Source organism: Prosthecobacter algae (assembly GCF_039542385.1).
Lineage (GTDB): Bacteria > Verrucomicrobiota > Verrucomicrobiia > Verrucomicrobiales > Verrucomicrobiaceae > Prosthecobacter > Prosthecobacter algae.
The window spans coordinates 17530-36596 of sequence record NZ_BAABIA010000011.1 but is presented as its reverse complement, the minus strand read 5'-3'; the positions used below and the strand labels follow the sequence as shown (position 1 = coordinate 36596).

The window sequence follows — 19067 nt, the reverse complement described above, 5'->3', positions numbered from 1 at the left end:
GTCAAGACCTCTCTCGCAGCTAAAGGTAAATCTTAACATCCCCTTTTTCTCACCGCCGGGCAGAAAAATGGAAACCTTCACGCGGCAAAACCGATGCAACCCCCCTCTTGCAATCTGGTCCGGTCGCAATGAAAACTAGGGGTTCCCTGACCATGTCCTACCCTGCCCCCGCCCCTGCCCGTCTTGATCTGTCCCAGCTCGGAGAGCCTGTTTACCTCGGCTCCGTGCAGCACCTCTATGCGGTGCCGGATCACCCGGCCTACATCGTCTGCGAAACGACCCCGGCGGGCTCGGTTTTTGATGTCGGCAGCATCTTCAGCATCGCGGGCAATGACCTCAACCGCGCCATCTTCCGCCACGCCATGTACACCCGGCTCACCCAGCCCGGGACCTGGGCCCGGGTGCAGGCCGCCCTGCTGAAGACCGATAACCTGGGCACCACTTGGCGCGATCAGCTCATGGACGGCCCCCTGCAGACCATGCTGGAAACCGGCGCGCACACCCATCACGTGGGCATGCTGGATGGCGAAACCGGCGAGGTCGCCACCAGCGGCATGCCCGCCACCCCCAGCTGCTACAATGTCGTCCGCCGCTTCCCCGTCATGAAGCCGCCACAGCGCAATGTGATGGGCAATTTTGTCTTCGACTACGCGCAGTTTCACCAGAGCAGCACCTACGTCGTCCCACTGGAATACATCGTGCGCTTTGGCGTCACGAGCGGCAGCTCCATCCTGCGCAAATACGAGGCCCTGAGCGACAAAGAACGACGCGCCTTTGAGCAGGAGCTCGGCCTCACCGGCCCCATGCAGGCCTGGCAGATGCTGGACCGCCCCATCTATGACCTGACCAGCAAGTACGAGCCGGAAGATCGCGCCGTGAGCAAGCAGGAAGCCCTGCTGATGTCCGGCCTCAGCGCCCAGCATTTCACCGATACCATCAAGATGGCCCTCCTGGGCGCCTGGGCCGTGCGCGATCTCCTGGACGAGATCGGCCTCCAGCTCTGGGACCTGAAATGGGAGTTCGCAGTGGATCAGGAGGATCTGCTGTTTGTGGACACCATCGATGCCGACAGCTTCCGCGCCACCAGCACCGTGCCCGTGGAAGGCCGCAGCCTCATCATCCATTACAACAAGCAGGCCATGCGCGATTATTATCGTCTGGTCTGTGCCGATTGGTACGCGGGCATCAATGCCGCCAAGGCCGAGGCCCAGAAGCTCGGCACCCCTTTCAAACAGGTGCTCAAAGAAGGCCAGGCCGCAGGCAAGTATCCCGCCACCCCCGAAGTGGATGCGAACTTCCTTGATCTCCAGGCGCGCAAAACGGCCCTCATCAAGTCCCACGTCCTGGGCGAAAAAGATGCAGAGGCCATCCGCGCCGGACTGGTAGAAACTGGCCTCGCCGAAGCCGAGTTTTATCGCAGCCGCGGTTTGCTCACAGACCTGCTGAAACTGAACGGCATTTGATACCATCATTGGTTAAACGTCACACAATCAAGCCAGGACACAGCTCCCCGGTTTGCGCTGCCCCACGCCTGGATTAAGCAGCTTTGACATCTGATAAAAAAGAGGCCATCACGCAAAACGTGATGGCCTCGGGGAGAAAGCCGCCCGAATGGGCGGCGACTCAGGTTACAGGGATCAATGGTGGGTCGCTTTCTCAGCACCCAGGCCGGTGTGAGCACGCACAGTGAGCTCAGAGAACTTGGCCTCGGCCACCAGATCACGCGGGGTGAGGATGGTGCCCAGGTAGGCCGCCAGGAAGCCGAGGGGGATGCTGACGATGCCTGGGTTTTCCAGAGGGAACGGAGCAGCTTTGCCAAACACACCGTTCGGGCTGAGCAAGATGAGGGCGATGGCAGAGACCAGCCCGGTGGCAAGCCCGGCCACAGCACCTGTCGTGTTAAACCGCTTCCAGAACACGCTGAAGATGATGACTGGCAGATTCGCACTGGCAGCGACGGCAAAGGCCAGCCCGACCAGGAAAGCGGCATTCACCGCAGGGCCCAGGTAAATGGCGATACCGATGCTGACCGCGCCCACCACAAAGGCGGTGATGCGGGCCACTTTCACCTCGGCTCCCGGGCGGTTTTCTTTGCCATGGTGGAGAACATTCGAGTAAAAGTCATGCGCAAAGGAGGCCGAGGCACTCATGGTCAGACCAGCGACCACGGCCAGGATGGTGGCAAAGGCGACGGCACTGATGAAGGCAAAGAAGAGTTCACCACCCAGCACCTGCGCCAGGATGGGGGCGACCATGTTGGGGTTGGGGGCACCAGTGTCGGTCAGGATCAGGCTTTTCTTCAGGATGGTAGCAGCACCAAAGCCGAAGAAGGTCGTCATGATATAAAACACACCGATAATGGCCATGGCCCAGACAACACTGGAGCGCGCCGTCTTGGCATCTGGCACAGTGTAAAAGCGCACCAGAATGTGCGGCAGACCGGCTGTGCCCAAAACAAGACCCAGGCCCAGGGAGACCAAGTCCAACGGACCCCATTTTCCAGCGACCGCGACGCCATACTTGAGGCCGGGCTCCAGGAGGTTCTTCGGCTCAGCAGTGCCTGCGTAGTCCGCTTTGGAGACGGCATCAAAAAAGCCCGAGAGACTGAAGTGATGATATTGAAGAACGAGGTAGCTCAGCAGCATGGCACCCGCCATCAGCAGCAGCGCCTTGATGATCTGCACCCAGGTGGTGGCCAGCATGCCGCCAAAGACCACGTACACCAGCATCAGCACCCCCACGCCGATGACGGCCGGGGCAAAGGAAAGCCCGATGAGCCGCTCAATGATCACGCCGGCACCCACCATCTGGGCGATCATGTAAAAGGTCGAAACGGTCAGCGTGCTGAGGGAGGCCATCGCGCGCACAGGCCGTGGCGAAAGGCGATACGCCAGGAGATCCGCCATCGTGTACTTGCCCGCGTTTCTCAGAGGCTCTGCCACGATGAGCAGCACCGTGATGTAAGCGACCAGGAAGCCTACCGAGTACATGAACCCATCGTAACCGGAGAAACAGATCATCCCAGAAATCCCCAGGAAGGAGGCCGCGCTCATGTAGTCGCCAGCGACGGCGAGACCATTTTGCCAGCCAGTGATGTTACGGCCAGCGGCAAAATAAGCACTAGCCCCAGTGTTGCGCTTCGCGGCCCAGAAAGTGATCAGCAACGTGAGCGCCACGAAGCCGGTGAACATGATGAGCGGGATAGCACTCTTGGAAGCTGCCGGGGAGGCTGCAGCGGCGGCCGCCGCAGATAGAAGGGAGATGAACATGCAGATGAAGTCTGGAAAGAAGGGCTTGGGAGGCGCTGCGGAAGTCCGCAGCAGACAAGGGGGAGTCGGCGGGAAAAATCACTTCACATCGGCAATGACGGCAGCGGCCTCGCGGTCCCAGCGGGAGGCGACTCGCACATAAACAAAGGCCATGGTCCAGGCCATAAAGAACTGCGAGAGAGCAAACAGGTAGGCAATATTCACCTCCCCAAAGACTTTCTTTTTCATCAGGTCCGGCGCATAACCCACCAGGATCGGCAGGGCCAAATAATAGGCCATGAAGAAGATGGTCGCTTTGATGATGAAGCTGGCTTTGCGGCTGAGAAGAGCACGGAATTCGGGCTTCGCTTCGAGTCTGTCCCAGTCCACCGGTGGTTTATTTTCTTGCATGGCGCGCGAGACTATGGAGCCTAGCCAAAATTGGCAAGAGGGATGTGGCCTATTTTGCTGATTGCAGCAGGGATTGACCACGACTTTACGCTGAAAGATAGGACATCCTCGGAACGCTGCCCCCAAGAAGCCCCTTTGCCCGCCACTTTTCGGACAAAGCTTTTAAAAACCCGCTTAAGAAGTGGCTGCGCGACGGCAATCCATCAACGTCTTCACCGCCGCCTTCATCCGACCCAGTACATAGTAGACGGTCTGGCTGCGCAGACGTACCAGATCCGCGCCGATGATGCGCGGCACAAAATCCGGCGGCACGGTCATCACCTCCTCCACCGTGCTGCCGTTGAGGCCACGGCAAAGAATGGCCGTCATAGCCTTGGTGAGGGTCTGCACCTTCGGCCCCAGCTCAATGGCAAAGTGGACTCGGTCCTGATCATCCACGCGCACGTAAACGCCCACCGTATCCGTGCATTCCACGTCCTTGCGCACATCTTCCACGTCATACGGCACGCCCTCTTGGCGGGCACAGGCCACAGCCATCTCCGCATAGTTGATGAGGTTTTCCCGCCGCTCCGCCTCAGGCAAAAATTCGAACAGCTCAATGATGTCGTTGAGGGCGGCGGGGTAAGACATGGGGGAAGGCATCACGGCAACTGCAAACGACTGGGCAGAACCCTGGCAGTCCCCTGCCCTGGATTCAACCCGGATTCCGGGAAGGAATCCCCTGCCCGGCAGTCTGAAAATGAGGGTGAAAAGAAAAAACAAACAGCCCGAAAAAAATTTCAAAAATGATTCAACAACTCTCCAGGAGGGGAATCTAACTTATCAACAGTGATGGCGGGAGAGAGTCCCCCTAGCTGGTCTTGAGAGTGATTGGTTGTTGTCATCACCCCTGTGGAAACACAGGTCAGTGTTGAGGTTGATGCAAACAAAGAGGCCGGGCGGAATCGGGAGCCGCCCGGCCTCAATTTTTTAAACCAAAGTCTCCGTAGCCCTCACCCAGGCCGTTTCACCGCACCATTGCTGGGCGGCTTCCGCCAAGGCAGCCGATTCAGCCCCCGTTCGCGTGATGGCAAACATCGTGGAGCCTGAACCCGACATCAGGGCTGCTTGAACGCCCTTTTGCTCCAGCAACCAAGTTTTCAAGGCGGCCAAGAGACGGTATTTTTCAAAAACGGGCCGTTCCAGGCCGTTCACCATCTCACCCCAGGGGCAGATTTGGGGCGCATAAAGCACACCCGGCAACTCTTGGGAGTCCTTCCACTGCTTGTAGGCCCAGGGCGTCGGGATCGGAAAGGCTGGCTTGATGAGCACCAGGGGCAGCTTCCAGGGAAACTCGGCTGGGGTCACCTGCTCCCCCCGTCCGGTTCCATCCGCTGCGGGTGTGTCCAAAAGAAAGCAGGGCACATCCGCGCCAATACTCCCGGCGATTTCCAGCAAGGTGCCCAACTCCAGAGGCTGGCCAGCCAGTTCATTCGCAGCGCGGAGAATGGCCGCCGCATTGCTGCTACCGCCGCCCAGCCCAGCTCCAGACGGTATGCGTTTTTCCAGATGGATACGCCAGGAATGCGTCTTACCCGCACGTTGCTCAAAAGCACGCAAAGCCTTGATAGCGAGATTCGATTCATCCAGTGGAATTCCCGGCACATTGCAGGTGAGGGCCACTGAATTACCCGTGCCGAGAAGCTCAAGACTCACCGTGTCGGCGATGCCAATTTTGCAAAGACGCGTCTCGACTTCATGAAAACCATCAGGTCTGCGGCCCAGAATACGCAGCCAGAGATTGATTTTTGCAGGTGAGGAAAGCTCCACGTTAAGTCGTTTTGGAAAAGGTTCAGGAGGCGGCGGGTAGGCGGCCCAGGAGCGCCAGCAAGCGCCCTGTACGGCCTTTTTCCATCCGATAGGAATAGAAGCGGCGCAAGTCGGACGAAGTGCAGACTCCGCAGTCGGCGTAGTGCTCCGGCAGCACCCCTGCCTCCATACAACTGGCACGAATCTGCGCCGCAAAATCCACTTCGTAGGCAGGAGGGCGGATGCAGGGTCCTAGTTGGGCACGAATGTCGCTTGGATCGCTGCCGTATTTTTCCTGCATCAGTCGAATGGCCACGGCGGCGATCCCTAGTTCAGAACCCTTTTTCCCTGAGTGAACGATGCCGCAGGCTCCCGTGACAGGATCCGCCAGATAGAGCGCCCCACAATCGGCCACATAGATGCCGATGACCAGCCCGGGCGTGGCGGTGATGATGCCGTCGGCACCCGGGATAGGGGTTGATGGCGCAGCATCAATGACGGCCACCTCGGCCCCATGCACCTGCTCTGCAATGCACAGGGCCTGCGCATCAAAACCCAGCTCGGCAGCCTGCTCACGGTGCCAGCCCCACAGGCGCTCCACCACAACCGCACGATCCGCATCCACCGGAATCTCCGGATGCCGCAGCGTGAAACGATGGCGAAAGCCGGGCAGGCTGTCGAGGAGGGGAAAGGTCATCCAAAGCGGGGCGTCCATGGCGGTCAATGTCACAAGAAAGCAAAAGGCGCATGAAGCAACTCGCTCCATGCGCCTAAAAACAAACAAACATTCTCGGCATTCTTACTTGCTCGCAATGCTCGTATCCATCGTGCGATACGAAGTCATGAAGGAAGCAGCATCTGTGGCGGAGGTCTCAGTCATCGCATCGGCAATCTGATGCTGAAGCTCATCACGAAGACGGCTGACAAGGTCGAGTCCTTTGGAAGTCACGCGGACCATCACCTTGCGGCGATCATCCACAGCATGAGTGCGCTCCATATAACCCAGCTTCTCAAGGCGATCCACCAGGCCCGTGGCCGCTGCGGTGGAGTGACCCATTTTGCGGGCAATATCCGTCATGGTCAGCTCCTTGGAGGTAGCCAGATAGCTAAGCAGGAAGAACTGCGCGAACGAGATATTGTCACGGTTCAGCTCCTTGGACAGATTGAGCAAAAACTCACGCTGACTGAACAAAATGAAGTCGGCCAGTTTAGCGTGGTCCTTGATTTCAGGTTGGAGTGTGTTGGACATAAAATGGGGAGCTGTTGTCTTCGCTAGCTGAGGAAATTTTGAATATCTGTCTAAAAGGTAACCAGGACGGATGGTAAGCGCAAGCTAATTCCATAGAATCCATAAATTATAGGGCTTGCTGAATACTAAATTCTCAAACTCAAGAATTCAACAACGCTGAATTATCAACCCTGACAGCTAAAAAGACAAGATTTTTATTCAACTTCGACCCAATAAATTAAAAAAAGCGGTGTTCTGCCCGAAAGTTGAAGGGGTACCATCTCAAAATCACAGCACACTCGCTGCCAATTGAATCCCGAAATCTTGGAGGGATAGAGGTTGTTTTCAACCCAAAGCCTCAATCCTGAAGGATTGACCTGAGAGGTTTCCTCGGAAATCCCTCAGCCATGAACCGGGGCTCCTTGAGCATCTTCGGCCTGTTGTCCGAACCCGTTTCTTCATCAGGCGGCAAAATCTGAAGTCGCCCTCTGTAAGATAGGCATCTCCAGGAAAACTGATACTAGGGTTGAATGCGGAAAAAATGTAGTCTAGGGCACAAATTCCGTATTTTCATCGTCCTGCCCCCCCATGATGCTGCGTCGCTTTTTTGCTACTTTTCTGATTCTTATCGGACTGCCCCTTCCCGGTTTCGGGATCAATTTATACTGGGGCGGCGATGTGGACACATCCTTTCAGACCTTGGGAAACTGGTGGACCAACCTCGGCCACAGCACCGCAGCCACGGCCATCCCTGGTGCTGCGGATGTCGCGATCTTCAATGCGAATGCGCCTGTGCCCAACCAGATCGCCACATTGGGGGCGGCGACTTCTCTGCAAGGGCTTATCTTCAATGGCAACTCGGGCACCGCCATCACGCTGGGCACCCTCAATGATCATGTGCTGACCCTCGGCACTGGCGGACTGAGCGTGGAGGCAGGAGCGGGCGCTCATATAGTTAATTCCGGTCTCACCATCAATAGCAACCAGACCTGGAGCAATCTTGGCAGCGCAGTCTTCACCATCGCAGGCAATGTCACTCTGGGGGCCACCGCCAGCCAGACGCTGAACATCACCGGCACCGGAGGTTTTGCCGTCACCGGACCGATCACCTCCACGGCCAATCGCACGCTGAACATCAGCAACACGGGCAGCGTTTCCTTCGGTGCCATCAGCACCACCAACGCTCTCACCTTCACCACAGCCGCTGGCCTCAGCCCTGAAATTTCTGGCGTGATTTCCGGTGCCGGCAGCATTCACAAGGATGGCCCCGGCTCATTGATCCTCTCCGGCGCAAACAGCTTCACCGGCACCCTGCGCATTCTTAATGGTGAGGCCATCATCAAGGAAACGAACACGGCCAATAGCCAGATCATTTTCGGCCAGGCCAACGGTGCGGCAGGCTCCAATGGCTTCGGCACGCTGACACTCGACAATCAGACGGAGGCGGTGAACTACCGCGTCTCCACCCTATACGTCCACGCCACCAGCGACGGAGGTGTGATCACCTCCACCGGCGGGACCTTTGACGTCACGCTTTCCCTCAATGCGAACCGTTCCTTCATCGTCAACGAAACGGCTTCCGAAGTGGATCTCCTGGTCACCGTGGGCATTGTGAATGGCGACGCCACGGCACGCTCGCTCACCAAGCAGTCCATTGGAACCATGGTCATGCAGGGAGCTAATACCTATACCGGCAGCACCTTCATTGATCGCGGTAAACTCATCCTCGATTACAGCCTAAACAATGGCGACAACAAGCTGAGCAACAGTGCCGCGACCACCCTGCGCGGGGGCCTTCTGGAACTGCGTGGAAACAGCGGCGCGGCCACCGCCGAGACCACCAGCGCGCTCGCCATCACCAATGGCAGCAGCGTGCTCTCCCTGATCAGCAATGGCGGCCAGGACCTCACCTTCACTCTCACAGGAGGCCTCACCCGCAGTGTCATCACAGGTGCGGTGGACATCCGCAGCAATGATCCGGCAAAAGCCCGGCTGGTGGTCGGCGGCGGAGCTACCAACAACGCCTCAGGGTTCCTCGGCGGCTGGGCCACCTACAACGGTTCGCGCTGGGCCACCCGCAACGGTTCAAACGAGATCGTCGCCCTGGCCGGAACGATTCAAAACGACAAGAGCCTGTGGACTGCGACGGACAACATCATCCTGAACGGTGCCTCCACCGGCACACTGGTCACGCCCTCCATCGCCTCGCTCATCCTCGATTCCACCGCAGGCGGAGCCCTCATGATCGACAATCACGCCCAGGCTCTCACCCTCACCTCCGGCGCACTCATGGTGAGTGAAAATGTGACGGCCAGCACCGAGATCGGCGGCGGTCAGATCTTGACGCAAAACAGCATCCACAACGCCACCAACGAACTCATCCTCACCAACCATTCCGGCAGCCCCCTGAATGTCTCGGCCAACCTGGGCGGTAATAACACCTATCTTTCCTCCACCCAGCATGTCACGCTGGCCGGCAGCGGTGTCATCGAACTTTCAGGCAGCAACAGCTACTCCGGCAATCTCTACGTTCAGGGCAATGTGAAAGTCTCTGGTGGCAACGCCATCAGCGACTACCGCAACACCGTCCTCGCCACGGGCGGCAACATGACCTCCAGCGGCGCATTGTTGGACCTCAATGGTGGCAAAGAGGGCGTGGGCAACCTTTCCGGTGGCGGCAATGCCGACAACACCTTCCTGACCGTGGGCCCTGGCGAAGTACGGCTCGGCACCAATGGCCAGATCACCCTGAACCAGACTTCGGACTCGACCTTTTACGGGGTCTTCACGGGTAGCGGAGACATCTTGAAGCGCGGAGACCGCACCCTCACCCTCGCTACAAATCCGCATTCCTTCACCGGTGCCCTGACAGTGCAGGGCGGCACGGTTTCAGTCACGGGCGGTGGTGACGGCTTCATCTCGCTGAGCCAGCTTCGCCTGCGCGGCGGCAGCTTCGTTTCACTGCAAAATCAGTCTGCCTCCACGAACAAGCTGAACAACAGCGCGTCAGTGATCCTGGAAGGCACCGGCGGCAATGGCCTGCAGGTCTCCAGCGCCATCAATGGCACACGCGGTGAAACCGCAGGCACGCTCAGCCTCGCGGGCGGTGCCAACACGATCACGCTGGAGAACACCGTGGTCCCCTCTGGCACCAACAACGCCGCGCTCGCCACGCTCACCTTTGGCGCGGGCAACCCGTCCTTCTCCCGCAGCAACGGATCCACACTTTTGGTTAGGGGTGTCAATCTGGCCGGTACCGCCAGCGCCAGCGCCGTGGCCACTCGCCTGCTCTTCACCAATACCACCGCCATCACAGGCGCACTCGTCGGCACCACCACCTCCGCCGTTCAGACCTCCAGCGTCACCAATCTCAAAATCTTGCCTTATGGCCTAGGAGATAACAGCAGCACCGGTGTCGGCAATTCTTTCCTCACTTACGCCACGGGCCTCGGCCTGCGGCCACTGGCGGATACTGAGTACGCCACAGACTTCGCAGCCTCCGGTGCCGATGCCAATGTCAGCCTGGGCACCAGCGCCACCGGCCTCACTGGCAAGACGCTGAACGCGCTCCGCCTCGTCAACAGCAGCGGCACCACCCCCCTGGCCCTCACCGGCACCGGCAATCTCCTGCTCACCAGCGGAGCTCTGCTTTTCAGCGCAGGCAGCACAGACAATGACGCGACGCTCGACGGCTTCACCCAGATCCAGGCGGGCACCAGTGCAGGCACGGCGGATGAGTTAGTCGTCTTTGTCACCTCCTCCCATGCCGCAGCCGCTGGAGCCACGCTGACGCTTAATGCGGGGATCGCTGACAATGCCGGTGCCACCAGCCTGACCAAGTCTGGCACAGGCACCTTGGTACTCGGCGGCAGCAACAGCTACACCGGCACCACCACCATCAATGACGGCGTGCTGGTCTTTGGCCAAACCGTGGGCACCCTCGGCAGCGGCAGCCTGCGGATGGCAGGCGGCACCTTGCGCTGGGCCGCTGGCAATACAACCGACATCACCGCAGGCGGTCGTGTGGTGGAAATGCTCGGTGCCTCCGTCTATCTCACGCCCGGCAGCGCAGGCATCACCAGCGTTGGGGGAAATGTCCTCACCGCAGGCAGTGTCCTGGATGTCGGCAGCAATAACGTGACCCTCGCTGGGGCCATCGGCAACGGTGGCGCAGGTGGTTTGACGAAAGTCGGCACAGGCACCCTCACCCTTTCCAGCGCCCCCACCTACACCGGCACCACCCTCGTAAAGGAAGGCGCACTGAATTTCCAAACCATCGCCCCCAATACGATGGAGGCCCTTTACCTCGCAGGAACCGGCGTGGGCACCACCGTCAGCTCCATCGTTCAGAGTGGGCTCAATGTGCAGCAGCTCGTCATCGGCGGTGCCTATGGCAATCCCGGGGCCAATACCACCGGCGTCACCGGCACCCTCACCGTCAATGGCGGCAGCGTAAACATCGGCAGCGGCGAAGGCGATGACTTCATCCTCATCGGCTACCGCGATACCACAGCCGGCGTCGCCACCAGCATTACCACCGGCACGGTGGACCTGCGCAATGCCAGCGCCGTGAACATCAATGTAAGCAGCTTGGAGCTGGGCACCTTCTACGGCCAGATCCCCACGCCAAACTCCATGCTCACTCGCGGCACCCTGCAGCTTTCTAACACCCTCAACAACGTCACCGCAGGCAAGATCATCCTCGGCAACAGCCCGGCCTCCGTGGTCAATTCCGCCACCCCCTCCACCATCAGCCTCGGCACCGGCACCACCACCCTCAATACGGATACCTTCATCATCGGCGGTGCCCGTTCCTCCGGCACCGTCACCATCGGCAGCGGCGGCTCCGTCACCCTTCGCGGCCAGCAGGGCGGCGGCACCGGGGCCAATCTTTTCATCGGCGACAACGACGCCGTCGGCACCGGTACCAACAATCTCTCCTCTCTGGACCTCACAGGAGCTGCAGGCGTGGATCTGAAAATCAATCTCCTCATCCTCGGCCGCATCGGTGGGGCCAATCTTACCACCGGCTGGGCGCGCGGCTCCCTCACCTATGGCACTGGCCTCGTCGAGGCCACCACCATCCGCATGGCCGATACCAACTACTCCAGCGGTACCGACAACATGAACTCCAGCACCTGGGGCACCATCACCCAGTCCGCCAGCGCCATCTTCCGATTCATGGATCTCAGCCAGGGCAAAGGCACCGCCACCTGGAACTGGCAGGGCGGCACCCTTCAAAACCTCGCCGGGGCAAACCAGACCAACCAAAACGTCACCATCACCCTCAATGGCAGCGGCACCGCCACCAATCCCGCCCTGCGCAGCTACACCGTAGATGCGGGTCGAACCGCGACTTTCAAAGCCGATGCCGAATTGGCCGGCACCGGCTCCTTCACCAAATCCGGCGCAGGCAGCCTCGCCCTGGAAGGCACCAATACCAATACCGGCAACGTCCACATCGCCGAAGGCAGCCTCGCCTTGGTCAACAACGGCAGCATGGATGACGCCGCCTGGTTCCACCTCGGCACCGGTGCCAGCCTGGATGTCAGCGCACGCACCGCCTCCTCCTACACCACCGATGCAGTCATCTCCGGCACCGGTAGCCTCATCGCCACCGGCGGCAGCTTCACCATTGGCAGCAATGTCGGGCCCGGCAGCAGCCACGGCGTTCTCAAACCCGGCGGCTCCAGCCTGCTGAACAGCGCCGCCAGTGCAGGCACCGTGGGCGACCAGACCGGCGTGCTGAACATCACCGGAAATCTCCTCCTCGCCGCCAGCGCCAGCCGCGTGGACCGCGCCGTGCTTCAGGCCGGCAGCACCAATCGCAATGCCGCCACCTCCCTCCCCCTCTACGGCGGCGATCAGGCAGCCTGGGTCAACAGCATCCCCACCGATTTCACCTCTTACCTCACCGGCTCAGGCAGCAATCACGACCTCCTCAGCATCTCCGGCGGCCTCACGCTCAATGCCACCGGCGGCATCACCATCACCTCCTTCAATGGTTACACCGGCCAGTTTGGCGATGTCTTCAACTTCCTCGACTGGAGCACCCTCGTCGGCCTCACCAACAACAGCTTCAATGTCGGCGCACGTTATCAAAACGGCACCGAAACCGGCCAGGACCTCCTGCTCTTCCCCCTCACCTCTGGCCTCCAGTGGGATACCAGCCTCTTCCTCACCCACGGCGTCATCGTCGTCGTGCCAGAGCCCTCACGCGCCGTCCTCCTCCTGCTCGCCTTCGGTGTCCTCGGCTTCCGGCGGCGGCGCTGCTGAGCCGGGGCCTCACGGCCCACGGGACAAATTCTGTCCCACTCTTTTTTGAGAACAGGCCCAAATCATGCCTCAATCGAGCAACGAAACCGTAAGTTTGTCTGTTGTAGCCACGATTCTCAAAACGTAGTGTTTTCCAGCATGAAACTTTTCATCCGTATTCTGGCCTGCTCCTGCCTCGCCTTCATGACCGTCACCGCCCAGCAGCAGGTGCCTGAAATGATCAATGACAAAGAGCTCCGTGCCTGGGCCAACGACGGCGATGCCGACTCCCAGTTCGAGCTCGGCCTCCGTCTCCTCACCGGCGAAGGCGTGCAAAAGAACGAGACCGAAGGCGTCCAGTGGATGGAAAAGGCCGCCAACCAAAAGCACCTGCGCGCCCAGTTCGTCATGGGCTCCATTTACGAAGACGGCGTCGGAGTGAAGAAAAACGATGCCAAGGCCTACGAATGGTACCGCAAGTCCGCTGAAAACGGCTTTGCCGCCGGGCAGCATGCCGTCGCCATGGCCTATGACCTCGGTCGCGGCGTCAAGCTCGACCCAGAAAAAGCCACCGAATGGCTGGAAAAAGCCGCCGAACAAAACTACCCCCAGGCCCAGACCGCCCTCGCAGCCAAGTATGAGCGCGGCGTTGGCACCGCCAAAAGCCCCTCCAAGGCCGCCCTCTTTTACCTCCGCGCCGCCCAGCAGGACTTCGTCCCGGCCATGAGCCGCCTGGCCAATCTCTACTACTCCGGCACCGGAGTTCCCGTGGACTTCCGTCGCGCTGGGGCCTGGTATCAGCGTGCCGCCCGCAGCGATGATCCCTGGGCCGCCAACAACCTCGCCTGGTTCATGGCCACCTGCCCCGATGAAAGCCTCCACAATGGCGAACAGGCCGTCCAGCTCTCCTCCCGCGCCCTCCGCATCATGGACGAGGCCGGCGAAGAACAGCGCTACGAGATGATTGATACCAAAGCCGCCTGCCTCGCCCGCAATGGCGAATATCTCGAGGCCGTCCTCTGGCAGAAAAAAGCCCTCGCCCTCCTCCCAGCCGACAAAGAACTCTCCGAGGAAGAACGCAAAAACCTGGAAACCGAATTCCAGACCCGCCTCAAGCTCTACCAAAAGCAGACCCCCTACACCGACGCCGAACCCAAGACCGATGCCGAGGCCGCCCCCCTGCCCCAGGACACCATCCTCCAGGAAGAAGGCATCCCCGGCGCCCCCTCAAAGCCCAAAGGCAACAAAGGCAAAAGCCGCGGCACCGTCGTCTGAGGCCCCCCACTCCGGGGCATAAGCCAAGTCCAAAACGGCTTTCTCACAAAATCCAGGTCCCACGGCAGGCCCGCAAAGCAGGCAATGCCAAAGTAGTCCAGAGCTTCAGCTCGCCCAAATCCCGACCTCGGGTTCGACTGATCCATTCTCCAGACTGGCACCTGCTCATACCTGCCGCAGAGCGGCAAAGCCAAAGTACTCCAGAGCTTCAGCTCGCCCAAACCCCGACCTCGGGTTTGACTGGACCCTTTCTCCAGACTGGCACCAGCTCCCCTGCCGCAGAGCGGCAACCGTATCTTAGCCCGGCCTTTCAAGGCCGGGTCCCCTCGCCTAATCCGCCTCACTCCACAAGGCGTCGCAGCGCGACGCCCGAACCGCTCGCCTCACCAGACCGCCCCCTTCAATCCTACCATCCTGCTCCCCCAGGATGCCGGAGGCATCCACGCAGGTAGCCAGGGGTAAGCGCAGCGCACCCCGGGTCGTAAGCCCCGCTCCCACCAGTTCAGGGAACCATCCCGGCAGGGATGGTAGCAGCCCTCACCCGCCCCCCCGATTTCGAAAATCCCACCCACCACCGTTCGCCCCAGACTTAGGACCTACACCCCTCACGTGGCCCCATCCTTTCCACACATCTTGTTAATCCTGCCATCCTGTTAATCCTGTAAAAAAAGCCCCCCCCGAATCCCGTCCGCCCTAACGTACACCCACAGCACCTCGAGAGGAGCGTGGACACTCCTGTCCGCATCTAACCCCACCGGATGCGCAGCATCCCTCTCCACCCATCTTGTCAATCCTGTAAAAAAAGCCCACCCCACACCACACTTCCCGTTAGACCAGCCCCCGCACATACTCCCGCAGCGCCTCCCCGATGTCCGCCCGTTGCAGGCCAAAGTGCAGGTTCGCCTTGATGAAATCCAGCTTGTTGCCGATGTCGTGCCGCTGCCCCTCATAGCGCAGCCCATACAGCGCCTCCTCCTGCATCAGCGAGGCCATCGCATCCGTCAGTTGCAGCTCCCCCCCCTTCCCCTTCGGCGTCCTTTCCAGGTGGTCAAAAATTCGGGGCGACAGCACATACCGCGCACTCACCGCCAGCCGGCTCGGGGCCTCCTCCGGCTTCGGTTTCTCCACAAACTGCCGCGCCCGGATCAGCCCCGGCGAGATCTCCTCGCCCCCCAGGATGCCATACCGGCTCACCTTCTCCACCGGCACCTCCTGCAGCGCCACGGCAGATCCCCCGTGCCGCTCCACCACATCCGCCAGTTGGCGCGTCACCGGGCACGACTCATCCTTCGTCGTCACCACCGTATCCCCCAGCAGCACCGCGAACGGCTCCTCCCCCACATGGTCCCGCGCATACAGGATCGCATCCCCCAGCCCGCCCATCTTCGGCTGCCAGATGAAATGGATCCGCGCCATGGACTGCAGCTTTCGCAGCGCCTCCAGCTCCTCCCCCCGCCCCTTGGCCTCCAGCTCCGCCTCCAGGTCAAACGCCGGATGAAAATGCTCCTCGATCGCCCGCTTGCTCCGGCTGATCACCATCAAAATATCCGTGATGCCCGAGGCCACCGCCTCCTCCACCACATACTGGATCACCGGCTTGTCCACCAGCGGCAGCATCTCCTTGGGAATGGCCTTGGAAATGGGCAGGAAACGAGTGCCGTAACCGGCAGCAGGAATGACAGCTTTGCGCACAGGAAGCATAAGTCTCCCCTGATAAACCCATCCCCCACCCCTCCGCAACCTCCATCCCCGGAGCGCAGACGCCTCCGTCCCAATGCCCCCCCTCCGAATCTCAACGGGATTTCGCACCCTAGCGAAGGGTTAGAACAAACCTCCCCCGATAACCTCATCCCCCCACCCCACAACCGCCATCCCCCAGAGCACGAACGCCTTCGCCCGAATTTCCCCTCCGAATCCCAACGGGCTTACAAAAAGAGCACTCAAAGCAGGGCAATCAATCACTCTGGAGCCCATATTCCACGGGCTTTGGACGGCATCATGGGGCTGCCTTTTGACACCCCACCCATGGTCATGCATGACAAAAGCATGACAACCCAAGCCCTCCCCCCTCGGGGCAAGGGCAAACCTGTGGCAGTGGTCAAACAGGGCTCGGCTGCCGTGCCCATCTACCGGGGCATCTGCCGTGGGATGCCACGGTTCACTGTCGCCTTCTACCTCAACCAGCAGCGGCGGCGGCTTACCTTCGGCTCACTGGATGCTGCCAAGGAAGAAGCGCGCAAGGCCGCACTCAATATCCAACGCGGCGTGAGCAGCGATAATGATCTGCGGCCTCAGGACCGGGAGGCTCTTCGGGCTGTCCAGCACATGCTCAAGCCGCTGGGACTGCCCTTGGTTTCAGTCGTCGAGGAATACCTCCAGTGCCGGCGCAAGCTGGGAGAGGTGCCGCTGCTGATGGCCGTGGAGGATTTCGTGACGAGGTCGCGCAGTTATGAGGCTGGTATCACCGTGCCACGGGTGGTTGACGAACTCCTCCAGCTCAAAAAGCAGGATGGTGTGAATGAGCACTACCTCAAGCTGCTGGACGGGAACCTTCGCCAGTTCGCCAAATCGTTCCCTGGCGAGATCACCAAGGTGACCGGGGCCATGATTGACGGCTGGCTGCGTCGAGGGGCGCATTCCATGGTCACTCGCAACAACTGGCTCAAACGCGTGAAGGAGCTTTTCTCCTTTGCCAAGCGGCGCGGCTACCTGCCCAAGGGTGAAGCCACCGTGGCGGAAGCCCTCAAGCGCGGCAAGCAGGCGGACACGGATGTCGGCATCTTCACGCCCGAGCAGATGGAGAAGCTCATGAGGGCAGCGACGGAGGATTTGATTCCCGTTCTGGCCATCGGTGGATTCGCGGGACTGCGTGGTGCCGAGATTGCCCGGCTGAACTGGAGCGCCGTGGATCTCGGGCGAAAAATCATCGAGTTGCGTGCCGGACAGGCCAAGACAGCCTCGCGCCGCATTGTGCCCATCACCGACAATCTGGCCGGTTGGCTGGCGAAGATCGAGCGGAATGGCCCCGTGGTTCCTGACGATGGCGTCTTTTTGAAGGCAAGGCGTCTCGCCAAGAGCCTGGGCATTCCATGGCCGCACAACGCCCTACGTCACTCCTACATCAGCTACCGGATCGCCGTGGTGCAGAGCGCGGCCCAGGTGGCGCTGGAGGCGGGCAATTCGCCGGCAATCATCTTCAAGCATTACCGGGAACTGGTGACCAAGGAGTCCGCAGACCTTTGGTTCGGCATCATGCCATGAACCTGCACCTCCCCACCTTGACATGCGAATCTCTGTATGAACCCAACACCCAATCCTCCATCTCCCCTGCTGAAAAAGAAGCCCCTGGCTGTCCTCCTGGGAGTCAGTTCGCGAACCATCGACAACTGGGTGGCGCAGCGGATCATCCCCTATCTCGCCACCAGCCCACGAATGCATCTCTTTGATGTGGATGCCGTGCGTGCCGCCCTGAATGCGCGATTCGGGGTGGAAGCTCGCGAGCCGTAGTCGCCCGCGAGTTCGTTGCGCAACGAAGATCAAAGCCCTGCCGCCTGCTTCCACGCCAGATCCATGTCGGCGCTCGTCATGCCGAGTGCGGCTCCGAGCTGGGTCACGAGTGGATGATCCCTCTGATAGTCGCTCGAAAACTCCCACTCGATCTGTGCGGTGGTGCGTTGCGGTTCGGGCAGGGCTGCGATCAAGGCCGGGATCTGTTCCAGCAGTCCCGCGCCATGAAGCCAGAGACGTAGCTGACGGGCGGTGATCCCTGGCAGGCGGGCGCGAAGGCGGGACTGTTCTGCGGCAGCCAGCGCGGCGCTGATCTGCTCCTCGCTCGGCAGTGGAGATCCATCCGCCGAGACATAGCTGCCGCCCGGCTGCATGATCAAGCCCCTGCCCATCTGGCGCATGGCGAGTAAGAGGCGGGCGAATTGGCGGGCCGTATCGCCCGTCATTGAAACTGAATTGGAGGTGATCGTCATCATGGGTGGTTAGCCGTCTTCTCGGCGATTGGCGAAGTGGGAGCGGATCGCGTAGCGAAGGCCGAAGGGTGCTGCGGGTGTCCAGCTCAGCAGGCCGTTGTCTGCATGCGCCAGGTGGACTGAAGGATCGAGCGTCTTGATCAAGACATCGTTGCGCTCCAGATAGCGCCGGTCCTTCAGTTCACCGTGCCAGAGGTGACTGGCCGTGCCAGGAACACACCCCATGGCGCGGCCTTTGATCCACGCCTTCACCGGCGTGGCCCAGGCATCATAGTGGGCGCGCAAAGCCGGGTTCATGACGATGTGGCCGGGCTGGTCATAGCCAAGGACAGCGGAGGCGAAACCCACATCGCCATTGCCCACCACCAAGTGCTCGTAAAGACCTCCGCGTCGTTGAGTCCACAAAGCACGCCTTGCCGCCATGGCGAAGCCGGGATGCGCGACACAGCGATGAAGCAGATCAGGCTCCTTGCCGATGCCTGGTCGTTCCATGCTCACGCTGTCATCGGGCGCGAGCCATTGAGCCTTGAAGAACGGCTGGACGACGGGGAAAAAGTCCAGGGCACGGGCGGTTTGATCGAACCAATGCTCGTTGCTGAAGAGGATGTCCGCGTCCACCCAGGCCAGCGCCTCATAATGGCCTGGCACCATGGCTGCCGCGATGTTTAGCAGACATTCCTTCTGCATCATCACCTGATCATTGTTGGCGATGATCTGCTGCCATCCAGGCATTCCTGTTGTTTGCATAGGATGCTCTGGCAGTTGAGCCTCCACTCCGTAAACGGGCATGCCCTTGGTGGATTCCAGAAAACGGCGCAGGTTTTGCCGAGGCCGCTCAAAGCCGAACCAGTTGTAGTGACAGGTGATGATGGCGAGTTTCAT

General features: G+C 60.3%; 14 protein-coding genes. 5 read left to right on the top strand and 9 right to left on the bottom strand.

Annotated features, from left to right (window positions below; all coding sequences use genetic code 11):
- The first annotated feature begins 152 nt into the window (after positions 1 to 152).
- Positions 153 to 1463 (top strand): phosphoribosylaminoimidazolesuccinocarboxamide synthase, encoded by a 1311-nt coding sequence (locus ABEB25_RS21835; protein WP_345738571.1) that lies wholly within the window; start codon positions 153 to 155, stop codon positions 1461 to 1463.
- 174 nt (positions 1464 to 1637) lie between these two features.
- Here the strand turns inward: ABEB25_RS21835 and ABEB25_RS21830 are convergent, their stop codons facing one another.
- The 6 genes from ABEB25_RS21830 to ABEB25_RS21805 form a co-directional block, all read right to left on the bottom strand.
- Positions 1638 to 3269, bottom strand: a complete 1632-nt coding sequence (locus tag ABEB25_RS21830; RefSeq protein WP_345738570.1) for a solute symporter family protein — start codon at positions 3267 to 3269, stop codon at positions 1638 to 1640.
- Positions 3270 to 3347: 78 nt separating this feature from the next.
- Positions 3348 to 3659 (bottom strand): DUF485 domain-containing protein, encoded by a 312-nt coding sequence (locus ABEB25_RS21825; protein ID WP_345738569.1) that lies wholly within the window; start codon positions 3657 to 3659, stop codon positions 3348 to 3350.
- Between the two features lie 174 nt (positions 3660 to 3833).
- Positions 3834 to 4289 (bottom strand): SufE family protein, encoded by a 456-nt coding sequence (locus tag ABEB25_RS21820; RefSeq protein ID WP_345738568.1) that lies wholly within the window; start codon positions 4287 to 4289, stop codon positions 3834 to 3836.
- A 339-nt stretch (positions 4290 to 4628) separates the two neighbouring features.
- Positions 4629 to 5468, bottom strand: a complete 840-nt coding sequence (ispE, locus tag ABEB25_RS21815) for a 4-(cytidine 5'-diphospho)-2-C-methyl-D-erythritol kinase (protein ID WP_345738567.1) — start codon at positions 5466 to 5468, stop codon at positions 4629 to 4631.
- Positions 5469 to 5490: 22 nt separating this feature from the next.
- Complete coding sequence (locus ABEB25_RS21810) at positions 5491 to 6162, bottom strand: purine nucleoside phosphorylase YfiH/LACC1 family protein (RefSeq protein ID WP_345738566.1); 672 nt, start codon at positions 6160 to 6162, stop codon at positions 5491 to 5493.
- Positions 6163 to 6246: 84 nt separating this feature from the next.
- Positions 6247 to 6696, bottom strand: coding sequence for a MarR family winged helix-turn-helix transcriptional regulator (locus ABEB25_RS21805; RefSeq protein ID WP_345738565.1), 450 nt, complete (start codon positions 6694 to 6696; stop codon positions 6247 to 6249).
- Between the two features lie 657 nt (positions 6697 to 7353).
- Here ABEB25_RS21805 and ABEB25_RS21800 point away from each other — a divergent pair.
- Together ABEB25_RS21800 and ABEB25_RS21795 are read left to right on the top strand one after the other, a co-directional pair.
- Complete coding sequence (locus ABEB25_RS21800; RefSeq protein WP_345738564.1) at positions 7354 to 12951, top strand: autotransporter-associated beta strand repeat-containing protein; 5598 nt, start codon at positions 7354 to 7356, stop codon at positions 12949 to 12951.
- A gap of 138 nt (positions 12952 to 13089) precedes the next feature.
- Positions 13090 to 14205 carry a tetratricopeptide repeat protein gene (locus tag ABEB25_RS21795; protein ID WP_345738563.1) on the top strand — a complete coding sequence of 372 codons (1116 nt, stop codon included), beginning with the start codon at positions 13090 to 13092 and terminating at the stop codon, positions 14203 to 14205.
- Positions 14206 to 15033: 828 nt separating this feature from the next.
- On the opposite strand, the gene galU is transcribed toward ABEB25_RS21795, so the two are convergent.
- A complete protein-coding gene (galU, locus tag ABEB25_RS21790) occupies positions 15034 to 15906 on the bottom strand; it encodes a UTP--glucose-1-phosphate uridylyltransferase GalU (RefSeq protein ID WP_345738562.1) in 873 nt (290 codons plus the stop codon).
- A gap of 345 nt (positions 15907 to 16251) precedes the next feature.
- Here galU and ABEB25_RS21785 point away from each other — a divergent pair, with 345 nt between their 5' ends.
- Entirely contained in the window at positions 16252 to 17466 is a 1215-nt protein-coding gene (locus tag ABEB25_RS21785; RefSeq protein WP_345738561.1) for a tyrosine-type recombinase/integrase, read from the top strand.
- A 36-nt stretch (positions 17467 to 17502) separates the two neighbouring features.
- The gene (locus ABEB25_RS21780) at positions 17503 to 17712 is read left to right on the top strand and encodes a hypothetical protein (RefSeq protein WP_345738560.1); all 210 of its coding nucleotides are present in this window, start codon (positions 17503 to 17505) and stop codon (positions 17710 to 17712) included.
- 29 nt (positions 17713 to 17741) lie between these two features.
- Here the strand turns inward: ABEB25_RS21780 and ABEB25_RS21775 are convergent, their stop codons facing one another.
- Both ABEB25_RS21775 and ABEB25_RS21770 read right to left on the bottom strand, forming a co-directional pair.
- Entirely contained in the window at positions 17742 to 18188 is a 447-nt protein-coding gene (locus tag ABEB25_RS21775; RefSeq protein ID WP_345738559.1) for a hypothetical protein, read from the bottom strand.
- Between the two features lie 6 nt (positions 18189 to 18194).
- Positions 18195 to 19067 carry a hypothetical protein gene (locus ABEB25_RS21770; RefSeq protein ID WP_345738558.1) on the bottom strand — a complete coding sequence of 291 codons (873 nt, stop codon included), beginning with the start codon at positions 19065 to 19067 and terminating at the stop codon, positions 18195 to 18197.

Excerpts from the sequence above, each read along its gene's own strand:
- ABEB25_RS21805 (WP_345738565.1), bottom strand. The coding sequence starts at position 6,696 with ATGTCCAACACACTCCAACCTGAAATCAAGGACCACGCTAAACTGGCC.
- ABEB25_RS21795 (WP_345738563.1), top strand. The coding sequence starts at position 13,090 with ATGAAACTTTTCATCCGTATTCTGGCCTGCTCCTGCCTCGCCTTCATG.
- galU (WP_345738562.1), bottom strand. The coding sequence starts at position 15,906 with ATGCTTCCTGTGCGCAAAGCTGTCATTCCTGCTGCCGGTTACGGCACT.
- ABEB25_RS21830 (WP_345738570.1), bottom strand. The coding sequence starts at position 3,269 with ATGTTCATCTCCCTTCTATCTGCGGCGGCCGCCGCTGCAGCCTCCCCG.
- ABEB25_RS21785 (WP_345738561.1), top strand. The coding sequence starts at position 16,252 with ATGACAACCCAAGCCCTCCCCCCTCGGGGCAAGGGCAAACCTGTGGCA.
- ABEB25_RS21835 (WP_345738571.1), top strand. The coding sequence starts at position 153 with ATGTCCTACCCTGCCCCCGCCCCTGCCCGTCTTGATCTGTCCCAGCTC.
- ABEB25_RS21775 (WP_345738559.1), bottom strand. The coding sequence starts at position 18,188 with ATGATGACGATCACCTCCAATTCAGTTTCAATGACGGGCGATACGGCC.
- ABEB25_RS21810 (WP_345738566.1), bottom strand. The coding sequence starts at position 6,162 with ATGGACGCCCCGCTTTGGATGACCTTTCCCCTCCTCGACAGCCTGCCC.
- ABEB25_RS21780 (WP_345738560.1), top strand. The coding sequence starts at position 17,503 with ATGAACCCAACACCCAATCCTCCATCTCCCCTGCTGAAAAAGAAGCCC.
- ABEB25_RS21820 (WP_345738568.1), bottom strand. The coding sequence starts at position 4,289 with ATGTCTTACCCCGCCGCCCTCAACGACATCATTGAGCTGTTCGAATTT.
- ABEB25_RS21770 (WP_345738558.1), bottom strand. The coding sequence starts at position 19,067 with ATGAAACTCGCCATCATCACCTGTCACTACAACTGGTTCGGCTTTGAG.
- ABEB25_RS21825 (WP_345738569.1), bottom strand. The coding sequence starts at position 3,659 with ATGCAAGAAAATAAACCACCGGTGGACTGGGACAGACTCGAAGCGAAG.